The sequence below is a fragment of the Plasticicumulans sp. genome, from assembly GCF_035331805.1.
Taxonomy (GTDB): Bacteria; Pseudomonadota; Gammaproteobacteria; order Competibacterales; family Competibacteraceae; genus Plasticicumulans.
Genome location: NZ_DAOLKE010000048.1, coordinates 1 through 16,582 on the forward strand (window position 1 = coordinate 1; position 16,582 = coordinate 16,582).

General features: G+C 69.5%; 16 protein-coding genes and 1 pseudogene. 1 reads left to right on the top strand and 16 read right to left on the bottom strand.

Translation table 11 applies throughout. From position 1 onward, the window contains the following. Positions 1 to 46: 46 nt before the first annotated feature. The 14 genes from pcaG to benA form a co-directional block, all read right to left on the bottom strand. Complete coding sequence (gene pcaG / locus PKE44_RS05645; RefSeq protein WP_324548901.1) at positions 47 to 688, bottom strand: protocatechuate 3,4-dioxygenase subunit alpha; 642 nt, start codon at positions 686 to 688, stop codon at positions 47 to 49. A gap of 2 nt (positions 689 to 690) precedes the next feature. Beyond that, the gene (pcaH, locus tag PKE44_RS05650; protein ID WP_324548903.1) at positions 691 to 1,473 is read right to left on the bottom strand and encodes a protocatechuate 3,4-dioxygenase subunit beta; all 783 of its coding nucleotides are present in this window, start codon (positions 1,471 to 1,473) and stop codon (positions 691 to 693) included. Between the two features lie 101 nt (positions 1,474 to 1,574). Then, on the bottom strand, positions 1,575 to 2,777 hold the full coding sequence (pcaF, locus tag PKE44_RS05655; protein WP_324548905.1) for a 3-oxoadipyl-CoA thiolase: 1,203 nt from the start codon (positions 2,775 to 2,777) through the stop codon (positions 1,575 to 1,577). Between the two features lie 34 nt (positions 2,778 to 2,811). Further along, complete coding sequence (locus tag PKE44_RS05660) at positions 2,812 to 3,462, bottom strand: 3-oxoacid CoA-transferase subunit B (protein WP_324548907.1); 651 nt, start codon at positions 3,460 to 3,462, stop codon at positions 2,812 to 2,814. Between the two features lie 22 nt (positions 3,463 to 3,484). Further along, positions 3,485 to 4,168 carry a 3-oxoacid CoA-transferase subunit A gene (locus tag PKE44_RS05665; RefSeq protein ID WP_324548909.1) on the bottom strand — a complete coding sequence of 228 codons (684 nt, stop codon included), beginning with the start codon at positions 4,166 to 4,168 and terminating at the stop codon, positions 3,485 to 3,487. 365 nt (positions 4,169 to 4,533) lie between these two features. Further along, entirely contained in the window at positions 4,534 to 5,325 is a 792-nt protein-coding gene (locus PKE44_RS05670; protein ID WP_324548930.1) for an IclR family transcriptional regulator C-terminal domain-containing protein, read from the bottom strand. A gap of 218 nt (positions 5,326 to 5,543) precedes the next feature. Then, complete coding sequence (locus PKE44_RS05675; protein WP_324548911.1) at positions 5,544 to 6,164, bottom strand: flavin reductase family protein; 621 nt, start codon at positions 6,162 to 6,164, stop codon at positions 5,544 to 5,546. A 101-nt stretch (positions 6,165 to 6,265) separates the two neighbouring features. Next, positions 6,266 to 6,553, bottom strand: a complete 288-nt coding sequence (catC, locus tag PKE44_RS05680) for a muconolactone Delta-isomerase (RefSeq protein ID WP_324548913.1) — start codon at positions 6,551 to 6,553, stop codon at positions 6,266 to 6,268. 75 nt (positions 6,554 to 6,628) lie between these two features. Beyond that, positions 6,629 to 7,801, bottom strand: a complete 1,173-nt coding sequence (locus PKE44_RS05685; RefSeq protein WP_324548916.1) for a muconate/chloromuconate family cycloisomerase — start codon at positions 7,799 to 7,801, stop codon at positions 6,629 to 6,631. Between the two features lie 83 nt (positions 7,802 to 7,884). Continuing rightward, complete coding sequence (locus PKE44_RS05690) at positions 7,885 to 8,736, bottom strand: intradiol ring-cleavage dioxygenase (RefSeq protein ID WP_324548918.1); 852 nt, start codon at positions 8,734 to 8,736, stop codon at positions 7,885 to 7,887. Positions 8,737 to 8,915: 179 nt separating this feature from the next. Next, positions 8,916 to 9,701, bottom strand: a complete 786-nt coding sequence (locus tag PKE44_RS05695; protein WP_324548920.1) for a 1,6-dihydroxycyclohexa-2,4-diene-1-carboxylate dehydrogenase — start codon at positions 9,699 to 9,701, stop codon at positions 8,916 to 8,918. Beyond that, positions 9,698 to 10,774 (bottom strand): benzoate 1,2-dioxygenase electron transfer component BenC, encoded by a 1,077-nt coding sequence (gene benC / locus PKE44_RS05700; protein ID WP_324548922.1) that lies wholly within the window; start codon positions 10,772 to 10,774, stop codon positions 9,698 to 9,700. Before benC ends, PKE44_RS05695 begins: the two co-directional genes overlap by 4 nt. Before the next feature lie 34 nt (positions 10,775 to 10,808). Beyond that, entirely contained in the window at positions 10,809 to 11,309 is a 501-nt protein-coding gene (benB, locus tag PKE44_RS05705) for a benzoate 1,2-dioxygenase small subunit (protein ID WP_324548924.1), read from the bottom strand. A gap of 4 nt (positions 11,310 to 11,313) precedes the next feature. Beyond that, positions 11,314 to 12,660 carry a benzoate 1,2-dioxygenase large subunit gene (gene benA, locus PKE44_RS05710; RefSeq protein ID WP_324548932.1) on the bottom strand — a complete coding sequence of 449 codons (1,347 nt, stop codon included), beginning with the start codon at positions 12,658 to 12,660 and terminating at the stop codon, positions 11,314 to 11,316. Between the two features lie 515 nt (positions 12,661 to 13,175). On the opposite strand from benA, the gene PKE44_RS05715 reads away from it, so the two are divergent. Then, a complete protein-coding gene (locus PKE44_RS05715; protein ID WP_324548926.1) occupies positions 13,176 to 14,084 on the top strand; it encodes a LysR family transcriptional regulator in 909 nt (302 codons plus the stop codon). 105 nt (positions 14,085 to 14,189) lie between these two features. Here PKE44_RS05715 and PKE44_RS05720 read toward each other — a convergent pair whose 3' ends face one another. Together PKE44_RS05720 and PKE44_RS05725 are read right to left on the bottom strand one after the other, a co-directional pair. Continuing rightward, positions 14,190 to 15,518: an MFS transporter gene (locus PKE44_RS05720; protein ID WP_324548929.1), complete on the bottom strand. Its 1,329-nt coding sequence runs from the start codon at positions 15,516 to 15,518 to the stop codon at positions 14,190 to 14,192. Positions 15,519 to 15,803: 285 nt separating this feature from the next. Continuing rightward, positions 15,804 to 16,582 (bottom strand): annotated as a pseudogene (locus PKE44_RS05725) (4-hydroxyphenylpyruvate dioxygenase); the annotation flags it as partial.

The window sequence follows — 16,582 nt, forward strand, 5'->3', positions numbered from 1 at the left end:
CGCGACGACGAGCTGCGCGCGCGGGCCGGCCGGGCGCAGGCTGCGCTCAGACGTCGAAGAACACCGTCTCGCGCTCGCCTTGCAGGTGGATGTCGAAGCGGTAGACGACCTGCCCGTCCTGCACGCTGCGCCGGGCGAGCAGCGTGTCGCGGCGGCTCGCGATCTCGATCAGGCCGAGCACCGGATCGGCGGCGTTCGCCGCGGCCTCGTCGTCGAAATACAAGCGCGTCTGCAGCGCCACGTTGATGCCGCGCGCGAACACCAGCACGCTGACGTGCGGGGCCATCGGCCGGCCCTGGCGCCCCGTGACCGCACCGGGCTTGACCGTTTCGAAGTGCCACAGTCCGGACTGGAAGTCGCTGACCGCCCGCCCGAAGCCGGTGAAGGCCGGATCGGCGTCGCTGCAGCGGCGGTCCGCGGGGTGGGCATGGCAGCCGTCGGCGTCGGCCTGCCAGATCTCGATCAGCGCATCCTTCACCGCCGCCCCGGCGCCGTCGTAGACGATGCCTTCGATGCGGATGCGCTCGCCGCGCGTCGCCGGCTGCACCAGCACGTTGCCGGGCTGGCGGCGGCGCGTCTCGATGCCGGCGGCCGCCGGCATCATGCCGATGTGCAGGTACGGCCCGGCGGTCTGCGACGCGGTTTCGTGCAGGTACAGTTCACTGCCGTTCGCGAGCGACAGGGACATGGTTACAGGCCCTCCGGACGGTTTTCGAACCAGGTCTGGCGGCGGCCGCGCAGCACGATGTCGAAGCGGTAGGCGAGCGAATCGAGCGGCAGCGAGGCGTTCAGGTCGAGCGGCGCGACCAGCCGCGCCCGCGCTCCGGCGTCGGGGATCGCCTGGTAGATCGGGCAGAGCGCGAGCAGCGGATCGCCCTCGAAGTACATCTGCGTGACCAGGCGCTGCACGAAGGCCTGCCCGAACACCGAGAAGTGGATGTGTGCCGGGCGCCAGTCGTTGAGGCCGTTGCGCCACGGGTACGGACCCGGCCGGACGGTCCGCAAGCAGTAGCGGCCGTCGTCGTCGCTCAGCGTGCGGCCGCAGCCGGTGAAGTTCGGATCGAGCGGCGCGAGGTAGTGATCCTTCTTGTGCCGGTAGCGGCCGCCGGCGTTGGCCTGCCAGAACTCCAGCAGCGCGCCGCGCACCGGCCGGCCGTCCTGATCGAGCACGCGGCCGTGCACGACGATGCGCTCGCCGATCGGTTCGCCGTCGACGCGGCCGTTGCGCAGCAGGTCGTTGTCGAGCGGATCGAGGTCGCCGTCGCCGAACACCGGCCCGGTCAGCTCCGACAGCGACTGCTGCAGCGACAGCTTCGCCTTCTGCGGCGCGCGCAGCACCGTGGTCTTGTACTCGGGAAACAGCGCCGGCGGATGGATGCCGCGTTCACGCGGGAAGTACTCGCGGCAGTCGCCGCGCGCTGCGCGCACGCGGCTCGCCGCTGCGGCCGGCTTCGGATCGCCGTACGGGTTCATGGGGCTTTCTCCTCGTTCTGCGGTGGATGCTGCGACCCGGGCGTGCCGCGGGTCGTCGTTATCGTGGCGGGCAGGGCGCGCACGCCGGGGCTGCTGCGGTTTCAGACGCGCTCGATCGCGAGCGCGACGCCCTGGCCAACGCCGACGCACATCGTCGCCAGCCCGAGCCGCCCGCCGCTGCGTTCGAGCTGGTGCAGCGCGGTCATCACCAGCCGTGCGCCGCTCGCGCCGAGCGGATGGCCGAGCGCGATCGCGCCGCCGTTCGGATTCACGCGCGTGCTGTCGTCGGGCAGGCCGAGGGCGCGCAGGCAGGCGAGTGCCTGGCTCGCGAAGGCCTCGTTCAGCTCGATCACGTCGAAATCGGAGGCCGTGAGCTTCAGGCGCGCGAGCAGCTTGCGCACCGCCGGCACCGGGCCGACGCCCATCACCCGCGGGGCGACGCCGGCGGTGGCCATGCCGAGCACCTTTGCGCGCGGAGTCAGGCCGAGTTCGCGTACCCGCTCGCCGCTGGCGAGCAGCATCGCCACCGCACCGTCGTTGACGCCCGAGGCGTTGCCGGCGGTGACGCTGCACTGCGCGCCGTTGACGCCGCGCAGCTTCGCGAGCGAGGCGAGCGTGGTGTCGGGTCGCGGGTGTTCGTCGGTCGCGATCACGGTGTCGCCACGGCGGTCGCGGATCGTGACCGGCACGATTTCCTCGGCGTGGTAGCCGGCGGCCTGCGCGGCGGCGGCGCGCTGCTGGCTGCGCAGCGCGAAGGCGTCCTGATCGGCGCGGGCGATGTCGTAGTCGGTGGCGACGTTGTCGGCGGTCTGCGGCATCGAATCGACGCCGTAGCGCTCGCGCATCAGCGGATTGACGAAGCGCCAGCCGATGGTCGTGTCCTCGATGCGCTGGCTGCGCGCATAGGCGCTGTCGGCCTTGCCCATCACGTAGGGCGCACGGCTCATGCTCTCGACGCCGCCGGCGATCGCGAAGCCGAGTTCGCCGCTGGCGATCGCACGCGCCGCGCTGCCGATGGCATCGAGGCCGGACGCGCACAGGCGGTTGATCGTGGTGCCGGGCACGCTCTCGGGCAGGCCGGCGAGCAGCGCCGACATGCGCGCGACGTTGCGGTTGTCCTCGCCGGCCTGATTGGCGCAGCCGTAGAACACCTCGTCGAGCCGTGACCAGTCGAGCCCGGGGTGGCGTTCGATCAGCGCGCGGATCGGCACGGCGCCGAGGTCGTCGGCGCGCATCGCGGCGAGGGCGCCGGCGTAGCGGCCGAAAGGCGTGCGCACGGCATCGCAGAGATAGACATCGTTCATGTTCGGCTCCGGTCGGTCGGGGGGGGCGGGCGGCTCAGGCGGCCGGGGCCAGCGCTTCGAGCGCGAGGCCGGTGAGGCGGCAAAGATCGGCGAGCGTCACGCCCTCGACGGTCTCGCGCACGCGCAGGCCTTGTTCCGTCACGTCGAACACGGCCAGATCGGTGTAGATGCGATCGACGCAGGCCGGCGCGGTCAGCGGATACGTGCAGCGCTCGACGAGCTTGCTGTCGCCGGAGCGGGTCAGCAGATCCATCATCACGAACACCTGGCGCGCGCCGATGGCCAGATCCATCGCCCCGCCGACCGCCGGGATCGCATCGGGCGCGCCGGTGTGCCAGTTGGCGAGATCGCCGGCGACCGACACCTGGAAGGCGCCGAGCACGCAGATGTCGAGGTGGCCGCCGCGCATCATCGCGAACGAGTCGCCGTGGTGGAAAAAGCAGCCGCCGGTCAGCAGCGTCACCGGCTCCTTGCCGGCGTTGATCAGGTCCGGATCGGCCTCGCCGGCGGCCGGGGCCGGGCCCATGCCGAGCAGGCCGTTCTCGCTGTGCAGGAAGATCTCGCGATCCTTCGGCAGGTAGTTGGCGACGCGCGTCGGCGCACCGATGCCGAGGTTCACGTAGGCGCCTTCGGGGATGTCGCGCGCCACGCGGGCGGCGAGCTGGTCGCGGGTCATACGGTTCATGGCGATGGTTCCTCGCGCGGCGTCAGGCGGCGGCCTGCACGGCGTCGCGCACCGGCACGACGCGCTGGACGAAGATGCCGGGGGTGACGATGCACTCCGGATCGAGACTGCCGAGCTCAAGCACCGCCTCGACCTGCGCGATCGTGCAGCGCGCGGCGCGCGCCATGATCGGGCCGAAGTTGCGCGCGCTCTTGCGGTAGACGAGGTTGCCCCAGCGATCACCGTGCTGCGCCTTGATCAGCGCGAAGTCGGCGCGGATCGGCCATTCGAGCACGTAGTCGCGCCCGTCGATGCGGCGCGTCTCCTTGCCCTCGGCGAGCAGCGTGCCGTAGCCGGTCGGCGCGTAGATCGCCCCGAGCCCGGCGCCGGCAGCCTCGATGCGGCAGGCGAGATTGCCCTGCGGCACGACTTCCAGCTCGATCTCGCCGGCGCGGTACAGCGCGTCGAACACGTAGGAATCCGCCTGGCGCGGGAACGAGCAGATGATCCGGCGCACGCGGCGCGCCTTCAGCAGCGCCGCCAGACCGGTGTCGCCGTTGCCGGCGTTGTTGTTGACGATCGTCAGGTCTTTCGCGCCCTGGTCGATCAGCGCATCGATCAGCGCCGACGGCATGCCGGCCGTGCCGAAGCCGCCGATCATCACGGTCGCGCCGTCATGGATGCCGGCGACGGCGGCGGCGAGCGAAGTGCAGGTCTTGTCGATCATGCCGGCTGCCTCCGTGCGGGGCGGCGGACGGGGACGCGCGGCGCGGCGTCCTGCGGGCGGTGCGGCTGGTTCATGTTGCCTCCGGTGGTTTGTTCGTTTATCGAACTTATGTGCGATGTGTGAACGAAACACTAAAGTCCGCCGCTGACTGCGTCAATTGCGTTTATCGAAACATTGTTCGTTTATCGAACGATAATGACCATCGTGTCCGGACTCCGGCGGCCCGTCTGCCGGGCAGGCCGCGCGCCGGGCCACGTTCCGGGTTCGGCGGCGGATGTCGCGCCCGGCTGCCGGCCGGAAACGACACCGCCCGCCGTCGGCTGAGCCGGCGGCGGGCGGTCACGGGGATGGCTGCTGCGGACGGATCAGCTGACGAGCTGCATGCCGAGTTCGGCGCTCGCGCCGAGCAGGACCGGCAGGAACTGCGCTTCCATCTCCGGCGGCGAGCAGCGGCTCGCCCCGACGCTGACGTTCATCGCCGCGACGACGCGCCCGGACAGGTCACGCACCGGCACCGCCAGCGAGCGCAGGCCGAGTTCGAGCTCCTGATCGACGAGCGCGTAACCGCAGGCGCGCACCTGCTCCAGCGCCTCGATCAGCCGCGCGCGCGTGCTGATCGTGCGGCCGGTGCGCGGGCGCAGCTCGACGGTCGCCAGATAGCGTTCGAGCTCGGCCGCCGGCTGATAGGCGAGGATCGCGCGGCCCATCGACGTGCAGTACGCCGGCAGCCGGCTGCCGACACTGAGATCCACCGACATGATCCGCGTCGTCGAGGCCGCGCGCGCCACGTAGAGGATTTCCTCGGCATCGAGGATCGCGAGCGAGCAGGCCTCGTGCAGCGTGTCACGCACGCGATCGAGGAAGGGTTGCGCCAGCACCGGCAGCGGCGTGGCGGCAAGATACGCATGCCCGAGCGACAGCACCTTCGGCAGCAGCGAGAAGTTGCGCGAGTCGGAACTCACGTAGCCGAGCTGCCCGAGCGTGTACAGGCAGCGGCGCACCGCCGCGCGCGGGATGCCGGTCTTCTGGCTGATCTGCGCGATCGTCAGGCTGCGCTTGCGCTCGCTGAAGGCGCGGATCACCGCGATGCCGCGCGCGAGCGAGGTCATGAAGCTCGGGTCACCCGACAGCGCTTCGATCTCGTCGACCGCGAGCAGCCGCGCAGCCGGCGGCGGTGCGGCGCGGGACGGGACGGCGACGGTCTCGTCGGCAGCGTCGGCCGCCGCCTCGGGCGGATCGGAACGGGCGTCGTCCATAAGGCACTCCTGCGGAACCGGGGGCGGGGGAACGGTGGGCCGGGACGGGAAACGATCTGTAATCGTCCGGCATGACGATGATCGCACGTTGCGCAGCCGGGGCCGACGGTCGCGGCGCTTCAGTCCGGGCGTGTCATCTGCCAGCGCGCGCCGGCGTCGATCGTGAAGTAATCCCCCGGCCCGCCGCCGCGCAGCAGCGGTGCGGCGGCAGCCGTGTCGTAGACACCATCGACCAGCAGCGCCGTGGCGATGTGCACGCCGACGACCTCGCCGAGCACCAGCCAGCTCGGTACCAAGCGGCCGTCGGCGGTGCGCAGCTGCACGATCTGGCTCAGCCGGCATTCGAAGGACACCGGACTTTCGGCCACGCGCGGCACCGCGATCCGGCGCGAGGCCACCGGCGTCAGCCCGGCCAGCGCGAACTCGTCGACTTCGGGCGCGACCGTCGCGCTGCTCGCGTTCATCGCCGTGGCCAGCGCGCGCGTGACCAGGTTCCAGCCGAACTCGCCGGTGCGCTCGATGTTGTTCAGGCTGTCCTTGCGACCGACGCTCGCGAACCCGACGATCGGCGGCCGGTAGTTGAAGGCGTTGAAGAAGCTGTACGGCGCGAGGTTCAGCCGCCCGGCCGGATCGTGCGAGGAAATCCAGCCGATCGGCCGCGGCGCGACGATGGCGTTGAACGGATCGTGCGCGAGGCCGTGGCCCTGCGCGGGTTCGTAGAAGTGGATCGCATCGCTCATGGTGCGGACTCCGGGCAGCCGGTGCGAAGACGCCGCCCGGTCGCGGAACCCGGGCGGCGGCAGGGAATGCCACGGTACGCCGGCGCGGCCGCGGCCGGGGCTCAGGTCGCCGCATCGAGCGCCGACGGATGCCGGGCGAGCGGCGTCACGACGATTTCCATGTACGGGAACAAGGGCAGCGTCGAGAGCAGCGTGTGCAGCTCGTCGTGGTCGGTCACGTCGAAGACGCTGACGTTCGCGTAGCAGCCGGCCACGCGCCACAGATGGCGCCAGCGGCCGTCGCGCTGCAGCAGCTGCGCGCGCGCCTTTTCCTCGGCCTTCAGGGCTTCGAACCGGTGCGGGTCCACATCGTGCGGCACGCGCACGTCCATCCGGACGCAGTACAGCATCGGAATCACCTCTCGAAATGGTTCGGGGTTTAAGGAAACAGGAGGAAACAGGGCAATGCCGCCGGCGCCGCGGCTTCAGCGGCGCGCGTAGCGGCGCAGCTGCTCCTCATCGAGCACGAGGCCGAGGCCGGGACCGGACGGCAGGTGCACGTGGCCGTCGGCGTAGTGCAGCGGCTCGGTGACGAGGTCGCCGGTCAGGATCTGCGGCCCGAAGTGCTCACAGCCCCATGCGAGTTCGCGCAGGCCCGCGAACGCGTGCAGGTGCGCGGCCGCGCCGATCGAGCTTTCGAGCAGGCAGCCGCCGTACAGGCCGACGCCGGCGGCCTCGGCCACGGCCGCTACGCGGCGCAGGCCGAGCAGGCCGCCGTGCTTGACGAGCTTCAGCGACACCGCATCGGCCGCGCCGGCCTGCGCGAGCGCGAGCATGTCCTGCGGCGTGAACACGCTTTCGTCGGCGAGCAGCGGCACCGCCGAGCGCGCCCGCACGCGCGCGAGCCCGGCGAGGTTCCAGGCCGGCAGCGGCTGTTCGAGCAGCTCGATGCCGAGGGCGGCGAGTGCCGGCGTGCAGCGGTTCGCGGTCGTCTCGTCCCAGGCCTGATTGGCATCGACGATCAGCCGCGCGCGGCCGGCCAGCGCCGCGGCGAGCCGGCCGAGCCGAGCCAGATCGGCCGCGGCGGACTGCGCACCGATCTTGACCTTGAAGGTGTCGTGCAGGCGCGCGGCGAGCTTGGCCTCGGCCTCCTCGAGCTCCTGGCCGGCGTCGCCGGAGGCGAGCGTCCACAGCACCGGGATGCGCTCGCGCACCACACCGCCGAGCAGGGCCGCGACCGGCAGGCCGAGGCTGCGGCCGACGGCGTCAAACAGCGCCGTCTCCAGCGCGGCCTTGGCGGCGTTGTTGCGCTTCGCGGCCGCATCGAGCCGCGCGCCGGCGAGCTCGAAGGCGTCGGCGCGCACGCCGGTCAGCGCCGGCGCGAGGTGGGCGTCGATCGTCGCCTTGATGCCTTCCACGCATTCCTCGCTCCAGCGCGGGCCGCCGAGCGTGGCCGCCTCGCCGATGCCTTCGACGCCGTTGTCGAGGCGCACGCGCACGATCACGTAGCTCTGCGCGGCGACCGACAGCGAGGACAGCTTGTGCCGGCGCACGGTCGGCACGTCGACGATGTGGCTCGTGACCGAATGCACGCAGAGGTCGCGCTGCAGGTCCGCCACCGGCAGCGCCGGGCGGGTCGGGGTCAGGATGTCGGACATGGGTGAGACTCCGGAGCTGGCCGGTCCGGGCGGAAATGCCCGGACCGGGGACGCCGCCGTGACGGCAGCGGGCGGGGCTGCGTTCAGCCGGCGAGCGGTTCCAGCACGATGTCGAAAGCGACGTGCCAGCGCGTGTCGGCCCCGGCCGGGGCCGGCCGGAATTCGACGGTCAGCGAATCCTTGACCGCGAACACCGAATCGCTCGCCAGATAACGATCGTCGCGGTCGAAGATCTGCGTGACCAGTTCGTGATAACCCGGTGCGCGCACGCGGAAATGGATGTGGGCCGGGCGGAACGGATGGCGGTCCATCATCTGCAGCAGTTCGCCGGCCGGACCGTCGAACGGAATCGGATACGCGATCGGGCGCAAGGCGCGAAATGCGTAGCGGCCCTCGGCATCGGTGCAGAACTGCCCGCGCAGGTTGAAATCCGGCTGCTCCGGATCCTGCTGCTCGTAGAGTCCGTTCGGTGCGGTTTCCCAGACCGCGATCCGCGCATTCCCGACCGGCCGGCCGTTGACGCCGAGCACGCGCCCGCAGACGAATACCGATTCGCCCTCCTGACCGCCGCGCACGATCGACGCGCCATGATCGAGCAGCGGCGAATGCTCGCGCCAGAACGGCCCGAGCACGGCGCTGTCGGTGGCGGCCCCGCGTTCGGCATGGTGATGGTCGAGGACATCGACGAGGCTTTCGAGTCCGAACACGTCGCTCGCGAGCACGGCTTCGTTGCGCTTGTCGTCGGACATCCGGCCGATGCGCACGATGAAATCACAGGCCGCGCGGTATTCGGGCGTCGTCAGTTTCACCTCGCGGGCAAAATCGTGCAGGTGGCGGATCAGCGCCGTCATGACGGTGCGCACACGCGGCGTTGCGCCGGGACCGATCGCGCCGATGACGGTGTCGGTGAAGGTAGCCATCGATAATTCAGCCATTTCAAGTTCTCCTCTGGTGGTGGATATTCGGCGGATGTACGGGCATTCCCGGATTTCCGCGCTTCGGATGTAAAAATTCATGTGGCACGCTGCATTCATCGACCTGGCAGCGACCGGTGTTCCGGCTGCCGGGGGGCTGCGGATTTCCTGTCCGCATGTCCCTGCCCCGGCAATGGCTTTCAGCCCTGATCGCCGCCGGCGACCGGCAGGATCGTGCCGGTGATGTACGAGGCTTCGTCCGAGGCGAGAAACAGGATTGCCGCGGCCTGTTCGTCGAGCGTGCCGTAGCGTTTCATCAGCGAGGATTCGACGGTCTGTTCGACGATCTGCCGGTACCACGCCTGCGTTTGTTCATCCGCGGCCACCGTATTGCGCGGAATGCGCCGTGGTGGTGCCTCGGTGCCGCCGGGCGCAATGCCAAGCACGCGGATGCCGTGGCCCGCGCATTCGAACGCGAGGCAGGCGGTCAGCGCATTGACGCCGCCTTTCGCCGCGCCGTACGGCACGCGATTGACGCCACGCGTCGCCACCGAGGACACGTTAACGATGGTGCCGGCCTGCTGCGCGATCATGAACGGCAGCACCGCGCGACAGCCCCAGAGCGTCGGAAACAGCGAGCGGCGGACTTCGGCCTCGATTTCGTCCTCGGCGTACTGCTCGAACGGCTTTGCCCAGATCGTGCCGCCGACGTTGTTGACGAGGATGTCGATGCGGCCGAAGCGCGCGTGCGCCTCGTTGATCGCGAGTCGGGATTCGCCGTAGCGTTCGAGATCGGCCGTGATCGCCAGGGCCTCGCCGCCGGCGGCGAGGATTTCGGCGTGGACTTCCGCGATCAGCGGCGAGCGGTCGACGAGTGCGACGCGCGCACCTTCGCGCGCCATGTTCACGGCCACCGTGCGGCCGATGCCCTGCGCCGCACCGGTGACGACGGCGATCCTGCCATTGAAACGACCGGCATGGATCATTGCGGCAGCACCGTTTCGGGGATGGCTGCCGTGGCGGTGGCGATGCTGTCGCCGATGGCAGTCACGAGGCCGCTGGTCACGAATTTCTCGTAATGGAAATTCGCCGGCCGGATGCCGTGTGCAGCAAAGTGCGCGCGCACGGCATCGACCATCGGCGGCGGCCCGCACAGATACACGTCCACGTCGCCGTCGTGCAGTTTGTCGGCCGCCAGGTGATGGGTGACGTAACCGCGGTTCGGATGCGGACTGGCCGGATCGGCGACGCAGCACACATACGTGAAATCGGCGATGCGCCGTGCTGCCGCGTCGAGCCGGTCGAGTTCGACCAGATCGGCATCGCCGGTCACGCCGTAAATCAGGTGCACCGGATAATCCGTGCCGGTTTCGGCGATCTGCTCGAGCATCGCCAGAAACGGCGCGAGTCCGGTGCCGCCGGCGAGCATCAGCACCGGCCGGCGGATTTCGCGCAGATAGAAACTGCCGAGCGGCCCCTCGAATTCGATCGCCGCACCGGCTTCGGCGCGTTCGCGCAGATAAGCCGGCAGCAGGCCGGCCGCGGTGTCGCGCAGCAGGAACGACACGCTCGCGCGCCCCGGGCCGCAGCTGAATGAATACGCGCGCTTCTGGTCGGTGCCCGGCACGCGGACGTTGACGTACTGGCCCGGCAGGAAGCCGAGCGCGGCCGGCGCATCGAGCTCGATCGAGAATGCGACGGCGGTGCCGGAGAGCCGCGTGACCGAACCGATGCGGCCGCGGTGCGTGGCCGCGGTGGTCCGGCACAGCGCGGCACTCGCCGCGATGCGCACGACGCAGTCCGACTGCGGGCGCATCTGGCAGGCCAGCACGTAGCCGGCTGCGGCCTCTCCGGCGCTCATGGCCTCGTCGATGTAGCTGCCGCCGTCGTAGCGGCCGGCTTCGCAGTAAGCCTTGCAGGTGCCGCAGGCACCGTCGCGGCAGTCGAGCGGAATGTTGATCCCGGCCCGGTAAGCCGCATCGGCGAGCGTGTCGCCGGCCCGGCAATCGACGAAGCGCGTGACGCCGTCTTCGAAACTCAGGGCGATCCGGTGATTCATGGCGTTCTCCTCCTCCAGTCGTCCGTCATCGGCGTCAGACGTGATAGATGTCGACGACGTGATGGATGCAGTCGTTTTTCAGCACGATCTTCTTGTTCCGGATCAGCGGCTGCGGACCGGACAGATCGAGCGTGTAATACGAGGTGCCGAAATACGTATCGACGGTCTTGTAGCGGTAATACAGCGTGAACCAGTTGCAGCGCACCCGGCACCGGCTGCCGTCCTGATCGATGATCTCGACGTTGTTGATGTTGTGTGAGGTGCGCGGCTCCGGCAGGCTGGTTGCACCGGAACGCTCGGTCCGGATGCGGTAGACGCGATCGTTCAGACCGTCCCGGCGCGAGTAATAGATCAGCGAAATCTCGCGCTGCGGATCGCGGGTCAGGCCGTCGTCGTCATCCCAGGCCGGCATCCAGAATTCAGCGTCCGGCGCATACAGTTCAAGCCAGCGATCCCATTCGCGATCGTCGAGATAACGCGCCTCGCGAAACAGAAACTGGCGCACGTCCTCGATGGAAAGATCGATGCCGCTCATGGATTCACTCCTGGTCCGCAGCCGCAGCGGCGGCCTTGCTCATTGTTTCGACCCAGTAGGCGTGCTGGACCGGATACAGACCTTCGTCCTCGGTGCGCACGCCGCTGGACACCGGCTGCAGACCGATTTCGCGGGCACCGGCGTCGGCCCCGTCAATCCAGTGCTGCGCCCCGCGGCACATGTCGTTCCATTGCGCCGCCCGCCCCTGATACCCCATCTGGCAGGCGCGGAATTCCTCAAGATCGTCGGGCGTGGCCATGCCGGTGGCGTTGAAGAAGTCCTCGTACTGGCGGATGCGCCGGGCGCGCGCCTCGGGGCTTTCGTTCTTCGGCGCGATGCAGTAGATCGTGACTTCGGTCTTGTCGATGGCAAGCGGCCGGATCTGACGGATCTGCGAACTGAACTGGTCCATCAGATACACGTTCGGGTACAGGCAGAGGTTGCGCAGATAACCGATCATCCAGTCGGCCCGCGCCGCGCCGAAACGCTCGATCAGTTCGTCGCGCCGTTCGTACAGCGGCCGGTCCTGCGGATTCGGCCACTGCATCCACAGCAGCATGTGGCCGTGCTCGAACGCGTAATAACCGCCTTTCTGCCTGGCCCAGCTGCTCGCATCCATCGCCTTCACATCGTCGGCGGTTTCGCCGGTCTTGCGCCGGTTGGTGGTCGCGACGTAATTCCAGTGCACCGAACTGACGTGATAGCCGTCGGCGCCGTTTTCGGCCTGCAGCTTCCAGTTGCCGTCGTAGACGTAGGTCGAGGAACCGCGCAGCACTTCGAGTCCGTCCGGGGCCTGATCGACGATCATGTCGATGATCTTCGTCGCCTCGCCGAGATGTTCGGCGAGCGGCAGCACGTCCGGGTTCAGGCTGCCGAACAGGAAGCCGCGGTAGGATTCGAAGCGTGCGACCTTCGTCAGGTCGTGCGAGCCGTTGCGGCTGAAACCGTCCGGATAGCCGGCCCCGTCCGGATCCTTGACCTTCAGCAGCTTGCCGGAGTTACTGAAGGTCCAGCCGTGGAACGGGCAGGTGTAGGTGGACTTGTTGCCTTTCTTGAACCGGCAGAGCATCGAGCCGCGGTGGCTGCAGGCGTTGATGAAGGCATTGAGTTCGCCCTGGCGGTTGCGGGCGATGAAGATCGGCTGGCGGCCGATGTGCGTGGTCAGATAATCGTTGGGATTCGGAATCTGGCTGTCGTGGGCAAGGTAGATCCAGTTGCCCTCGAAGATATGCTGCATTTCCAGTTCGAACAGCGCTGGATCGGTGAAGATGTCGCGGCGGCAACGGTGAATGCCGTGTTCGCGATCTTCGACCAGTGTCGTGGCGATCTGTCCGGCAAGGGCTGCATTCATCGTGATGTTCTCCTCGTTCGGTGTCTGGGAACGGTTGCAGCACCGGTGGCCGTCAGCGCGGCGGTCGGCACGAACCGTTGAAGACGGGGCTGGAATGCCTGCCGATGCGGTGAACGGCATTTCATTTCCGCGCCGGCGGACCGGCCTGTCCCGTTTCCGGTTTCTACTGCGGGGACCATCATCATCAGGCCGGACACGGCCGTCCAAGACCGAATGAGTCCGCCCCGATACCCTGCGGGTATCGGGGCGAAGGGCGGGTTTTTCGGGATGCCGCAGATGCGTGAAAATCCGGGCAGATCACGAATCCGGGCGGATTCGCAGGTGCCGACCGTGCCGTGCGGCGGCGGAATGCGGTGGGCGGCGTCCCTTGCGCAATGCAGTATCCGGAGCCGGCTGCGCGGCGGTGCGCATGGGCGCCTAGCATGGAAGCAGCAGCGGTGGCCGGACCATCGTCGTCCGGCCGCCGCGGCGTCACGTCGTCAGCTCATTCCCTCGACAGCAGCGCGGTCCGTACCGTGGAACTCCGACACCTGCGTTACTTCGTGACCGTCGTGCGCGAGGGCAACTTCACGCGCGCGGCCGAGCGGCTGCACATGGCGCAGCCGCCGCTGAGCCGGCAGATCCAGCAACTGGAGGACCGGCTCGGCGTCGTGCTGCTCGATCGGCAGAGCAGGCCGCTGCAGCCGACCGAGGCCGGACGCTTCTTCTACGAACAGGCGGTGAACGTGCTCGAACGCGTCGAAACCGTCGTCGCGCAGACGCGGCGCTACGCCCATGCCGAGAAGCGCCGCTTCGGCATCGGCTTCGTCGGCTCGACGCTGTACGGGGCGCTGCCGATGCTGCTGCGCCGCTTCCGCGCCGCGTACCCGCAACTGAACGTCGAGCTGCTCGAACTCGGCAGCGTGCAGCAGGTCGCGGCGCTGAAGGACGGGCGCATCGATGTCGGCTTCGGACGCATCCCGGTCGAGGACCCGGCGATCGCGCGCCGGCTGCTGCGCGAGGAAAGCCTGGTCGTAGCGCTGCCGCCGGGCCATCCGCTGTTCGAGCGCCCGCGCCTGCGCATGAGCGATCTCGCCGACGAGGCGCTGATCGTGTACCCGAAGGCGCCGCGCCCGAGCTACGCCGATCACGTGCTCGCGCTGTACCGCGACAGCGGCGTCAGGCCGTCGGCGGTGTGCGAGGCGAGCAGCGTGCAGACCGCGCTCGGGCTCGTGCTCGCGGCCGAAGGGCTCTGCGTCGTGCCCGAGGCCGTGCAGCGCCTGCGTCGCGACGATCTGTTCTTCCGCCCGCTCGACGATGCGCGCGCGGTGTCGCCGGTCATCCTGTACTGCCGCGCCGGCGATGCCCCGCCCGAGATCGCCGCGATCCTGGATCTGATCCGCGCGCACTACCGCGAGCACGACATCCCCAACGCACTCGGCTGACGCGCCGGCCCCGGTAAAACCGCCAGAAACAGCGCCCGGCACGGAGCCGGGCGCGGGCGGGGACGGCAGGCAGCGGCGCAGGGCGCGCCGGCGCCGGCGGTGGCATCAGTTCACGGTTTCGACCTGCCGCGGCACGACGAACCAGACCCAGACCAGCGCCAGCAGGTAGGCGCACGGGATCATCGTGAACAGCACCGCGTAGTTGTTGTTGGTCGTGGTCAGCACGTAGCCGACGAGCTGCGTCATGAACATGCCGCCGATCGCGCCGCAGGTGCCGCCGAAGCCGTAGACCGAACCCATGGCCTCACGCGGCGTCGCGTCCATCGCCAGGCTCCAGACGTTCGCGGTCCAGGCCTGGTGCGCGCCGATCGCGAGCGAGATCAGCGCCACCGCCGACCACAGTCCGCTGGCCTGCGAGGCGAACACGATCGGCACGATGCAGAGCGCGCAGATCAGCATCGACAGCAGCCGCGACTGCACCGGCGCCCGGCCGCGGCTGATCATCCACGAGGACAGCGCCCCGCCGAGCACGCTGCCGAGGTCGGCCGACAGGTAGATCACGACCAGCGGCAGGCCCATCGCGGTGACGCTGATGCCGAGGTCGTACTGCTGGTTCAGGTACGGCGGCAGCCAGTACAGGTAGAACCAGAACACCGGCGCGGCGAGGGTGTTGGCGACCGCGTAGGCCCAGGTCACGCGCATCGTCAGCACCTTGCGATACGGCACGGCCTGCACCGGCGGCTCGGCGGCACCGGCACTGATGTAGTCGAGTTCGCTCGCGCGCACCGTCGGGTGACGTTCCGGATCGAAGTAGTGCTTCAGCCAGAACGCCAGCCAGACCATGCCCATCGCGCCGACGATGAAGAACGTCGCCTGCCAGCCCCAGGTCGCCATCACGAACGGGATCATCAGCGGCGCGATCATCGCGCCGACGTTGGTGCCGGCGTTGAAGATGCCGGCGGCCATCGCGCGCTCGCCGGCCGGGAACCACAGCCGCGTCGTCTTCACGCAGGACGGGTAGTTGCCGGACTCGGCCAGACCGAGGAAGAAGCGGCAGGCCATGAAGCCGAACACCGTGCCGGCCAGCCCGTGCGCGGCCGCCGCGATGCTCCAGAGCAGCACGGCGAGCGCGAAACCGCGGCGCACGCCGATACGGTCGATGAAGCGGCCCTGCAGCGCGTAGCCGGCCGCGTAGCCGACCTGGAACCAGAAGTTGATGTTCGCGTAGTCCTGCGCGGTCCAGTTCATGGCCTTCGCCAGAACCGGTTGCAGGATGCCGAGCGCGGCGCGATCGACGTAGTTCAGCACGGTCGCGAAGAACACCAGCGCCAGCATGGTCCAGCGCGTGTGGCCGACGGCGAAGGCGCGGCGCAGCACCCCTGCGCGCGGCGGGGCGGCGCCGTCAGCGCCCAGGCTTGCGGTCAGTACGGTCATCGGGAGTCTCCTCGGTACGGCTCTGGCGGTGCGGGGGCCGCGCCGGCCGGCGCGCGGATGCAGGCGCGACGGCGGGGCACGGCGCCCCGGTGGGGTGCCGGCGGTCGTGGCCGCCGGCTGCTTTTTTCGGGTTTCGGATGTCGTGTCGTGTCGGGTGGCGGGCGTCCGCGGCCCGCGGCTTGTCATGCCGATCACACGTACATGCGTCGTTTTCCCCCTCTCCCCAACCCCTCTCCCGCGAGGGGCGAGGGGCTGAAAAGACGGTGTGTTCAGCCGTGATCGGTATCAGTCGTCCGGCGCGCTGCGGCGCAGGCGTGCCTGCACCAGCGCCGACATGCGCACGGCGGCGTTGACGGCGCCGTGGCCGGCGTAGCCGCCGCGGCGCTCGACGATCTCGACGAAGAAGCGCTGCTCGAACAGCGTGGTGTAGGCGTGCAGGAACTCGCCGCCGTGTTCGTCGCGGTCGTAGAGCACGTCGTGCGCGGCCAGCGCTTCGAGGAACTCCGGCGCCAGCGCGTAGCGCGCGTCGAGATCGTCGTAGTAGTTGCGCGGGATCGCGAGGAAGCGCACCCCGCGTTCGCGCGCCGCACGCACCGAGGTGAACACGTCGGTGCTGGCGAGCGCGAGCCGCTGCAGGCCGCTGCCGCCGTAGTGCGCGAGCAGGCGCGAGACGGCGGTGTCCGGGTCGCGCGAACTCATCAGCGGCACGTGCACGCGCCGCCCGGGGCTGCGCACGGCACGGCTCTGCACCAGGCCGTAGGGATCGGGCAGCGTCAGCACCGGCTCGCCGGCGTCGAAGCCGAACGCGGCGCGAAAGAACAGCAGCCAGTGATCGAGTTCGCCGCCGGCGACGGCGAGCGCGTGGTAGTCGATGGCCGTGAGCCCGATGCCGGTCGGGGCGGTCGTGGACGGGGACGGCGCCGGGGCTGGTGCGAAGTCGCTGTCGTAGATGTCCGCTGCGTTCGGCGGCGCATCGACGAAGCAGACGAGGCTGCCGTCCGGTGCGCACACGGCCGGAATCGCGCGCTCGCCGGGGCCGAGCCGGCCGTGGTGGGCGCTGTAGC